The organism is Rikenella sp. (assembly GCF_056799795.1).
Window position 1 is genome coordinate 24,856 of the sequence record NZ_JBQIQO010000027.1, and the last position, 9,182, is coordinate 34,037.

The 9,182-nt window shown below is 59.0% G+C and carries 8 protein-coding genes; 6 read left to right on the forward strand and 2 right to left on the reverse strand.

What is annotated here, in order from left to right:
* Nucleotides 1–141: 141 nt before the first annotated feature.
* On the reverse strand, nt 142–348 hold the full coding sequence (locus ACTO3O_RS07385) for a hypothetical protein (RefSeq protein ID WP_482596634.1): 207 nt from the start codon (nt 346–348) through the stop codon (nt 142–144).
* 190 nt (nt 349–538) lie between these two features.
* Nucleotides 539–823, reverse strand: coding sequence for a hypothetical protein (locus tag ACTO3O_RS07390; RefSeq protein ID WP_297832322.1), 285 nt, complete (start codon nt 821–823; stop codon nt 539–541).
* Here ACTO3O_RS07390 and ACTO3O_RS07395 point away from each other — a divergent pair.
* The 6 genes from ACTO3O_RS07395 (at nt 822) to ACTO3O_RS07420 (ending at nt 8,994) form a co-directional block, all read left to right on the forward strand.
* The gene (locus ACTO3O_RS07395) at nt 822–1,448 is read left to right on the forward strand and encodes a hypothetical protein (RefSeq protein ID WP_297832325.1); all 627 of its coding nucleotides are present in this window, start codon (nt 822–824) and stop codon (nt 1,446–1,448) included. The two genes, ACTO3O_RS07390 and ACTO3O_RS07395, sit on opposite strands and share 2 nt — an antisense overlap.
* A gap of 26 nt (nt 1,449–1,474) precedes the next feature.
* Nucleotides 1,475–2,443 carry a DUF2764 family protein gene (locus tag ACTO3O_RS07400; protein ID WP_297832328.1) on the forward strand — a complete coding sequence of 323 codons (969 nt, stop codon included), beginning with the start codon at nt 1,475–1,477 and terminating at the stop codon, nt 2,441–2,443.
* A 47-nt stretch (nt 2,444–2,490) separates the two neighbouring features.
* Entirely contained in the window at nt 2,491–4,251 is a 1,761-nt protein-coding gene (locus tag ACTO3O_RS07405) for a V-type ATP synthase subunit A (RefSeq protein WP_297832333.1), read from the forward strand.
* A gap of 8 nt (nt 4,252–4,259) precedes the next feature.
* Entirely contained in the window at nt 4,260–5,588 is a 1,329-nt protein-coding gene (locus ACTO3O_RS07410; protein ID WP_297628568.1) for a V-type ATP synthase subunit B, read from the forward strand.
* Between the two features lie 983 nt (nt 5,589–6,571).
* Nucleotides 6,572–7,168 carry a V-type ATP synthase subunit D gene (locus tag ACTO3O_RS07415; protein ID WP_294594912.1) on the forward strand — a complete coding sequence of 199 codons (597 nt, stop codon included), beginning with the start codon at nt 6,572–6,574 and terminating at the stop codon, nt 7,166–7,168.
* Complete coding sequence (locus tag ACTO3O_RS07420) at nt 7,165–8,994, forward strand: V-type ATP synthase subunit I (RefSeq protein WP_298080935.1); 1,830 nt, start codon at nt 7,165–7,167, stop codon at nt 8,992–8,994. Before ACTO3O_RS07415 ends, ACTO3O_RS07420 begins: the two co-directional genes overlap by 4 nt.
* Nucleotides 8,995–9,182 lie beyond the last annotated feature (188 nt).

The following is a 9,182-nucleotide window of genomic DNA, read 5'->3' on the forward strand; positions in this document are numbered from 1 at the left end:
CCGTACCTCCCGGCCGCCAAAGTCGCAATAAAATAGGATAGAGGCGGCCGCTTGGGGTAGTTCCAGATAGCTTTTGGGTAGAGGCGGCCAGTTACTTAGGGTAGTTCCAGCCCTTTGCCCACCGCGGGCACGCGGCACCGTTTATTCCGAGAAGCAACGCAACTGAAAACCGGTGGCGCGAAAGTAGGTGTGAGTGGGGTCGAGGGCGCCGGAGGTGGAAAACAAAAACAGAACGTTCGTTCCGTTGACGGTGGAGGATAAAGTGGAACCTTCGTGGCTGACGCTCATCAGAATGCCTGAAAGCGGATTGCGGTAGCCCGGGGAGCGCCCGTTTATTCCGAGAGGCAACGCAACTGAACACCGAAGGAACGGTGATCTGCGTAGCAAGGATTAAGGGTAGTCGTAGTAAAACGTAAAAACGGACTGCTAAATTTATCGGTTGTGACCGAGGACCAACTGAAGCCGTTACCGCCGACGAGGTTTAATGCTCCGCTTGTATTCGGGCCGCGGTAGCCCGGGGCGGAGCATTTGCCCCCATTTATTCCGAGAGGCAACGCAACTGATAACCGTTGGCACGGTAATACGCATAGCTGGGATTAAGCCACGGTGCACTGAAATGCAGGTTGTGGCTGCGAATATTGTTCGTCTTGGAAGACCAAACATATCCGTAGCTACAGACAAAGTGCAGGGTACCATTGGCATCGCTGCGGTAGCCCGGGGCGGATGCCCGGACTTTTCGAGGGGGGACACCCTGCGGGGAGGAGAGAAAACAGGATACGGACATAAAGTGCAAATAAATACGCATCATATTCAGACGGATCATGGAAAACAAATTGCAAGAACTCACCGAAAAACTCTATAACGAGGGACTTTCGAAAGGGCGGGCCGAGGCGGAAGCGGTGCGCGAACAGGCCAAACGGGAGGCCCAACGCGTGGTGGCCGAGGCGCAGGAAAGGGCGAAAGAGATTGTCGCGGCGGCGGAGAAGGCGGCCGAACAGTTGGTGGCCAATGCCGAAAACGAGGTGAGGATGGCGGCCGGACAGCTCAAAAGCGCACTCAGGCAGCAGATCGAGGGGATGGTGCAGATGGAGGTCGTGACGCCGAAGGTGGCGGAGGCGTGGAGGGATGGCTCTTTTATCAAGGAGCTCGCGGTGCAGGCGGTGGCGCGGATGGATCCCGCACAGGGACTCGGGGTCGTGCTGCCGGAGGCACAGGGGGGAGAGCTCGTCGAGGCGGTCAGGAGTGCGCTGGCCGAACGTTTCGGGGCGGAAAACGGGATCGAGGTCTGGACGGATGCACGCGTGAAGGTGCCGTTCCGGATCGCTGTCAGGGAGGGGGGATATTATATCGGGTTCTCGGATGCCGATTTCGACGCGTTGTTCCGTTCGTACCTGCGGCCGAAGGTGGCGGGGCTGCTGTTCGGGGATGAGGCGGCGGAGAAGAAGTAGTTTTTGTCTTTTAGGATCAGCGAATTATGCAGTATTACTATCTGGTGGCGGGCCTGACGGAGTATCCGTTCGATATAGAGGCGGCTGCGGCGGGGGGGCTCAAAATCGATGTGCCGGAGATCAAACGGACGATACTCGGGGAGTTGGCGCCGGCGGATCGGAGGGCCGTGGAGCTCTTGTACACGTACTACGATATTCTGAATATCGTGGGGTATGTCAAGCGGACGGGGATGCCGTTCAATGTGCTGGGGAATCTCTCGCACAAGGAGGTGGCGCTGCTGGTGGATCGCACGGTCGAGGGGGAGGGAGAAGGCACGCTGCTGCCGGAGGAGATGGCGGCGAGGGAGGAGGAGCTGGCTGTTCCGGCGGCGATCAGGGCGGTGGTGGAACGCTTCCGGGGAGGGCAGGCCGAGGAGGGGGCGGGAGAGTTGGCGCCGCTGAGTGTTGAGGACTTGGAACGGGAGCTGTTCCTGAATTTCTACCGGGTCTGCGAGGGGACGGCGGAGGGGAGCGGATGGTTCGGGCTCGTGGCGAGGTTGCCGGAGTTCTTGCGGCGGTGGGCGGAGTATGACCGGACGGTGCGGAATATCGTGGCGGCCTACAAGGCGAGGCAGCTGGGGTGGCCGGCGGAGGTCAGGGCGAGGATGATCGTGGAGGAGCGGCAGGAGCTCAGAGAGGCGTATGTCAGCGGGCTGGCGCAGGATTTCGGGATGAGGGATCGTTTTCCGTACACGGAGGAGGTGTTGCAGGTCTTGGAGACGGAGGATTTCGTGGAACGGGAGCGGAGGATGGATGCGCTGCGGGTGAGGATGGCGGACGACTTGGCGGAGCAGGACTATTTCGGGGTGGGGAGGGTGATGGATTACCTGATCCGGTTGAATATTCTCTATCGCTGGACGGCGTTGGAGGCGGGACGGGGACGGGAGGAGTTTCGAGAACTGGTGGCGGGGCTCACGGAGGCGGAGGCGATCGGAAGGGCCACGGCGAGGCGGTGAGGGGCGGAGGAGCGGATTGAAAATGTAAAAATGAATAGAACCATACTATGAAAACTACGGGTGAAGTGATCGGCATTATTGCCAATCTGGTCACGGTGAAAACGTCGGGGCCGGTGTCGCAGAACGAAATCTGCTACATCTTGATGGACGGAGGGGTCAGACTCATGGCCGAGGTCATCAAGGTGATCGGAGACCGGGCTTATGTGCAGGTGTTCGAGAGCACCAGGGGCTTAAGGGGGGGGACGCGCGTCGAGTTCGAGGGGCATATGCTCGAGGCGACGCTCGGGCCGGGGATTCTGACCCGCATCTACGACGGTTTGCAGAACGACCTGAAGGCGATGGAGGGGGTGTTCCTCAAGCGGGGGGAGTACAATGCACCGCTGGATTTCGAGTCGAGATGGGACTTTACGCCGCTGGTCGCTGCTGAAAATCAGGAGGTCAGGGCGGGCGACTGGCTGGGGTGGGTGCCGGAGGGGTGGTTGCAGCACAAAATCATGGTGCCGTTCAAAATGGAGGGGGTGTATCGGCTGAAGTGGATTGCGACGGCGGGGAATTACAAGATTACGGACGTGATCGCCACGGTGGTGGATGCGGACGGGGTGGAGCATGGGTTGTCGATGATGCAGCGGTGGCCGGTGAAGGTGCCGATCACGGCGTTCAGGGATAAACCGAGGCCGTTCAGGACGATGGAGACGGGCTTCCGGGCGATCGATACGTTCAACCCGATTGCAGAGGGAGGGACGGGGTTTATTCCCGGGCCGTTCGGGGCGGGGAAGACGGTGTTGCAGCACGGGATTTCGAAGCAGGCCAATGCGGATGTCATCATTATCGCGGCGTGCGGGGAGCGGGCCAATGAGGTGGTGGAGACGTTCGTCGAGTTCCCGGAGCTGGACGACCCGAGGACGGGGCGGAAGCTGATGGAGCGGACGACGATTATCGCGAATACTTCCAATATGCCGGTGTCGGCGAGGGAGGCGTCGGTGTATACGGCGATGACGCTGGGGGAATACTACCGGGCGATGGGGCTGAAGGTTTTGCTTTTGGCGGACTCGACGTCGCGCTGGGCGCAGGCGCTCCGCGAGATGTCGAACCGGTTGGAGGAGCTGCCGGGGCAGGATGCCTTTCCGGTGGACTTGTCGGCGATCATTTCGAACTTCTACGCGCGGGCGGGCTTCGTCTACCTGAATAACGGGGAGACGGGGTCGGTGACTTTCATCGGGACGGTGTCGCCGGCGGGGGGGAACCTCAAGGAGCCGGTGACGGAGTCTACGAAGAAAGCGGCGAGGTGTTTCTATGCGCTGTCGCAGGCCAGGGCGGACTCGAAGCGCTATCCGGCGATCGACCCGCTGGAAAGCTATTCGAAGTACCTGGAGTATCCGGAAATCATCGGCTATCTGGACGAAAACTACGGGGGGGATTGGGTGACGAAGGTGCTGGCGTCCAAGGCGATGGTGCAGCGGGGAAAGGAGGCGTTCGAACAGATCAACATTCTGGGGGACGACGGGGTGCCGGTGGAGTATCACGACAGGTATTGGAAGTCGGAGCTGCTGGACTTCATCATTCTGCAACAGGACTCGTTCGATGCGACGGACGCGAACTGTCCGATGGAGCGGCAGGTCTATATGTTCGATCTGGTGATGGACATTTGCGGCCGGACGTTCCGATTCGCGGATTTCGAGGAGTGCGTGGCGTACTACAAACGGCTGATCAACGAGCTGCGGCAGATGAACTTCTCGACGTTCGAGGGGGAAGATTTCCGCAGGCATTACGAAGCGGTGCAGGCTATTCTTAACGAACAACAGAATTAACGGCGATTATGGAGACACAAGGGTTTCAGAAGATATACACGCAGCTGACGGCGATTACGAAAGCGACGGTGACGCTCCGCGCGGAGGGGGCGGCGAACGATGAACTGGCGATGGTGGGGGGGCGTTTGGCGCAGGTGGTGAAGGTGGCGGGGGATGCGGTGACGTTGCAGGTGTTTGCGGGGACGGAGGGGATTCCGACCGATGCGGAGGTGGTGTTCCTGCACCATCCGCCGATGCTCAAGGTGAGCGACCAGCTGGCGGGGCGGTTCTTCAACGCTTACGGCGAGCCGCTGGACGGGGCGCCGATCGAGGGCGAGGAGCGCGAAATAGGGGGGCCGACGGTCAATCCGTATCGACGGATGCAGCCGAGCGAGCTGATTGCCACGGGGATTGCGGGGATCGACCTCAATAACACGCTGGTGTCGGGGCAGAAGATTCCGTTCTTTGCGGATCCGAACCAGCCGTACAACCAGGTGATGGCGATGGTGGCCCTCAGGGCGCAGGTGGACAAGATCATTCTGGGGGGGATGGGGTTGACGAATGACGACTACTTGTATTATAAGACGGTGTTCGACAATGCGGGGGTGTTGGATCGGATCGTCTCGTTCGTGAACACGACGGACAATCCGCCGGTGGAACGCTTGTTGGTGCCGGATATGGCGCTCACGGCGGCGGAGTATTTCGCGGTGGACAAGGGGGAGAAGGTCTTGGTCTTACTGACCGATATGACGCTCTATGCGGATGCGCTGGCGATTGTGTCCAATCGTATGGACCAGATTCCGTCGAAGGACTCTATGCCGGGGTCGTTGTATTCGGACTTGGCGAAGATTTACGAGAAGGCGGTGCAGTTGCCGAACGGGGGGTCGATTACCATTCTGGCGGTGACGACGCTCAACGACGGGGATATCACGCATGCGATTCCGGACAACACGGGGTATATCACGGAGGGGCAGCTGTTCCTGCGCAATGATGCGGAGATCGGCAAGGTGATCGTCGACCCGTTCCGGTCGTTGTCGCGTTTGAAGCAGCTGGTGATCGGCAAGAAGACGCGCGAGGATCACCCGCAGGTGATGAATGCGGCGGTGCGCTTGTATTCGGATGCGGCGAATGCGCGGACGAAGCTGGAGAATGGGTTCGATTTGTCGGATTACGACAAACGGACGCTGGACTTTGCGCGGGAGTACTCGGAAGAATTACTTGCCATCGATATCAATATCGACATCACGCAGATGCTGGATACGGCGTGGCGCTTGTTCGCGAAGTATTTCTCGCCGAGCGAGGTGGCGATCAAGGAGGCCATACTGAAGAAGTATTGGCCGACGACGCAGACGGCGTAGTTTCGATTTATCGTTCTTTTGTTCAAAGGGAGGTTGGTGCGGGTAGACACGGCCAGAGCATCCCGCAGGGATGCGCTCTGAAGTCTTTTTGGTTCTTTTTGCCCGAAGGCTTCCTCGCGCTAACTCGGCATAGCCCGCAAGCGGTCTCTGCTCAAGTAACGCCGCTCGGTTCTTCAGAAAAAGAACAGTTCGAGGCGGCACAGAGCTCGACCCGCGCGCGACCGCTGAAGTAGGAAATCATTCAAAGCGTCATGCGCTTTGAATAAGATTTCCGCCAGCGCGCGGGCAAAGAACGACGCGCGAAAAACTTGGCCCGCGCAAAAAAACGTCGCCCGCCCGCTTAAAGAGGGATTTCGCTCATTTTGCGGTAGCAAAATCGAGATGAAATTCCAGCGGGCGACGGAAACGGCGGAGCGAAAGCGGAGCCGCAGTGAGGCGGACACAGTGCAGTGCTTTGGGTTGAGCTTGAGGGCAGGCCGAAGCCTGCGGGGCCCAACAGCAACGTCAGTTGCGGGCCTCCGCGGCGGGAGGCTTCGGCCCGCGCGGCTCTGTGAGCCGCAGAAGCTCAGCCCAACTCCTCGCACCGCTCTTTGTCCGTGCGCCTTGGAAAATCTTATTCAAAAACGATTGCGTTTTTGAATGATTTTCCTCCTAAGGCGTGGCGCGCGGTACCGCTCGGCACGCGAAAGCTGGTCGTGTCTACCCCAATTTCAGTCGCCCGCGGCCATTCTTGCCGGATTGGCTCGCCGCCAATCGGCAGAATATGCCCTTTTACGCGGGCGGGCGACTGTCGAGTTCGAGCCGCCTCGAACTGTTCTTTTTCTGAAGAACCGAGCGGCGTTACTTGAGCAGAGACCGCTTGCGGGCTATGCCGAGGTAGCACGAGGAAGCCTAAGGCAACGCGAAGCCAAACTTTCGACGGATGCTGACGCATCCTCAAGCTGCCGGCGGCCTTGTCTTTTACGAGGCAAAATTATTTTAGAATGATCAAGTTTCAGTTCAATAAAACTGCGCTCGGCGAGCTCGGAAAACAGCTCGCCATGAGAACCAAAGCCTTGCCTACGATCAAAAGCAAGGAGTCGGCACTGCGCTCTGAGGTCAAAAAGGCCAAAGACAGGGTCGCGGAGTTGCAGGAGCAGCTCGACCGAACGATGCGGGAGTACGACTATATGGTGCAGCTCTGGGGGGAGTTCGACCGGTCGTTGATTACCGTCAGGGAGGTGAAGTTCGGAGAGCAGAAAATCGCCGGGGTCGAGATCCCGGTGCTCGAAGATATTCAGTATGAGGAGAAACCGTACAACCTGTTCAGTGCGCCGCTGTGGCTCGCCGACGGGATGAGGATTCTCAAGGAGCTGGCTCGGCTGGGCGTCGAAAGCGAGTTCTATCGACGGAAGATGGAGCTGCTCGAAAGGGCGCGGAAGAAGACCACGCAGAAGGTCAATCTGTACGAAAAGGTGCAGATCCCGGGATATCAGGAGGCGATCAGGAAGATCAAACGCTTCCTCGAAGACGAGGAAAACCTCTCGAAATCGTCCCAGAAAATTGTTAAATCCAGACTGGAAACGGAGGCTGCTTTATGATCGAACGCATGACCCGATTCAATGTCGTCTTGTACCACGGCGACGTGGAATCGTTTATGGAACGCCTGCGGGAGCTGGGGGTGGCGGATGTGACGCTCTCGGACTGGGAGCCGTCGACGGAGCAGAGGGAGAGGATGGCCAGGGCCGAACGGTATAAAAATGCTTACATGCGCCTCGGGGCGGTCAAGCGGGGGAAGGCCGAAAAGGATGCCGAGGAGGAGAAACGCGATGTGGCCCCTTTCGATACGGTCGAAGAGGCGGTCGAGGCGTTGGAGGGGGCGACGGAGCGCATCGCGCAGCTCGAAACGCTTCGCATGAAGGCGACGGCGGAGCTGGACGGGCTGGCGATGTGGGGCGAGTTCGACCCGGCGGAAATCAGGCGGCTCAGGGAGGTCGAGGGGATTGCTCTCCGCTTTTTCGAGGTGCCGACCAAACAGTACCGGACGGAGTGGGAGTGGGAATACCCGATTCAGGTGGTGGCGCAGAACCTGGGGGGGATGACCTATTTCGTGGTGGCGCAGCCGGTGGGCGAGGCCTCGGAAGCGATCGGGCTGGGGACGGCGGCGGTCGAGTTGCGCGCGCCGGAGATGACGTTTGCACAGAAGGAGTTGCAGATCGAAACCTATCTGAGGGAGGAGGCGCAAAAACAGGAGGTGATTGCGCGGGCGGCTTTGTCGCGGGATCGGATATGGGCCGATTATGTGGAGCTGAAGAACGGAATTGCGTTCGACGAGGCGCTGCACGCGGGGACGGAGTATGCGGAGGGGACGGTGAAGGTGGTCGAGGCGTGGGTGCCGACGCCGCTGAAAACGAAGCTGGAGGAGTTCCTCGACGGCCAGCCGGTGGTCTGGGCGGAGGAGGAGGCGAGGGTCGAACAGAATCCGCCGATCAAACTCAAGAATCATTTCTTTGCGCGGTTGTTCGAACCGATCGGATCGCTCTATATGCTGCCGAGGTACAACGAAATCGATATCACGCCGTTCTTTGCGCCGTTCTTCATGCTCTTCTTCGGGATGTGTTTCGGGGATGCGGGGTACGGGGTGCTGTTCATCTTGGCGATCGTGCTCTTCTGGCGCAAGATTCCGGTGCGTTTTCGGGATTTTGCCTGGCTGGCGCTCTTCCTCAATATAGCGACGGTCTTCTTCGGGCTCTTGACGGGGAATGTCTTCGGTATCGAGCTGGCGAAGGTGCCGGAGCTGGTGAGGTTCAAGGAATACTTCGTCTCGAATGAAAATATGTTCAATGTCGCGGTGGGGCTGGGGGCGGCGCAGATCTTGTTCGGGATGATTCTGCGCATCTTCAACCGCTGGAAACAGAACGGGAGCTTTCTCTACGGCTTGTCGACGCTGGGGTGGGTGATTCTCTTCGTGACGGGGGGATTGGCGCTGGGGGGGATATTGGATGCGCCGGGGGTGGTGTTCTATGTCCTGCTGGGAATTGCGGGGCTGCTGATCTTTTTCTTCAACTCGCCGAAGAAAAACCCGCTGGTCAATGTGGGGGTGGGGCTCTACAACTCTTACGAGATGGCGACGGGGGTGGTGGGGGACTTGGTCTCGTATGTGCGGCTCTTCGCGATTGGGCTGGCGGGGGCGATCATCGCGCAGGTGTTCAATGCGTTGTCGGTGGGGCTCAGCGGGAATATCCCGGTCGTGAGCTGGATCGTGATGGCGATCATTCTGCTGATCGGCCACGGGTTGAATATCTTTATCAGTGCGCTGGGGGCGTTTGTGCATCCGGTGCGGCTGACGTTCGTCGAGTTCTATAAAAATGCGGGGTTTGATGGGGGGGGGCGAAAGTTCGTGCCGTTTAAACGGATCGATAAATAAATTGTTCGATTATTGTTCTTTGCCCTGTACGGAACTGTTCTCTTTGTGAACAAAGAGAACCAGAAAAACTTCAGAGCGCATCCCTGCGGGATGCTCTGGCCGTGTCTGCCCGATTGGTTGGGCTGTGTTTTCTCGGCGGGGCGCTATAATGCGAGTATTACCCCAATGCGCCCGCGCCGGAAAACCAC

What these genes read in the sequence shown, in the direction of transcription:
- ACTO3O_RS07395 (WP_297832325.1), top strand. Translation starts at nt 822, where the DNA reads ATGGAAAACAAATTGCAAGAACTCACCGAAAAACTCTATAACGAGGGA.
- ACTO3O_RS07390 (WP_297832322.1), bottom strand. Translation starts at nt 823, where the DNA reads ATGATCCGTCTGAATATGATGCGTATTTATTTGCACTTTATGTCCGTA.
- ACTO3O_RS07400 (WP_297832328.1), top strand. Translation starts at nt 1,475, where the DNA reads ATGCAGTATTACTATCTGGTGGCGGGCCTGACGGAGTATCCGTTCGAT.
- ACTO3O_RS07405 (WP_297832333.1), top strand. Translation starts at nt 2,491, where the DNA reads ATGAAAACTACGGGTGAAGTGATCGGCATTATTGCCAATCTGGTCACG.
- ACTO3O_RS07410 (WP_297628568.1), top strand. Translation starts at nt 4,260, where the DNA reads ATGGAGACACAAGGGTTTCAGAAGATATACACGCAGCTGACGGCGATT.
- ACTO3O_RS07415 (WP_294594912.1), top strand. Translation starts at nt 6,572, where the DNA reads ATGATCAAGTTTCAGTTCAATAAAACTGCGCTCGGCGAGCTCGGAAAA.
- ACTO3O_RS07420 (WP_298080935.1), top strand. Translation starts at nt 7,165, where the DNA reads ATGATCGAACGCATGACCCGATTCAATGTCGTCTTGTACCACGGCGAC.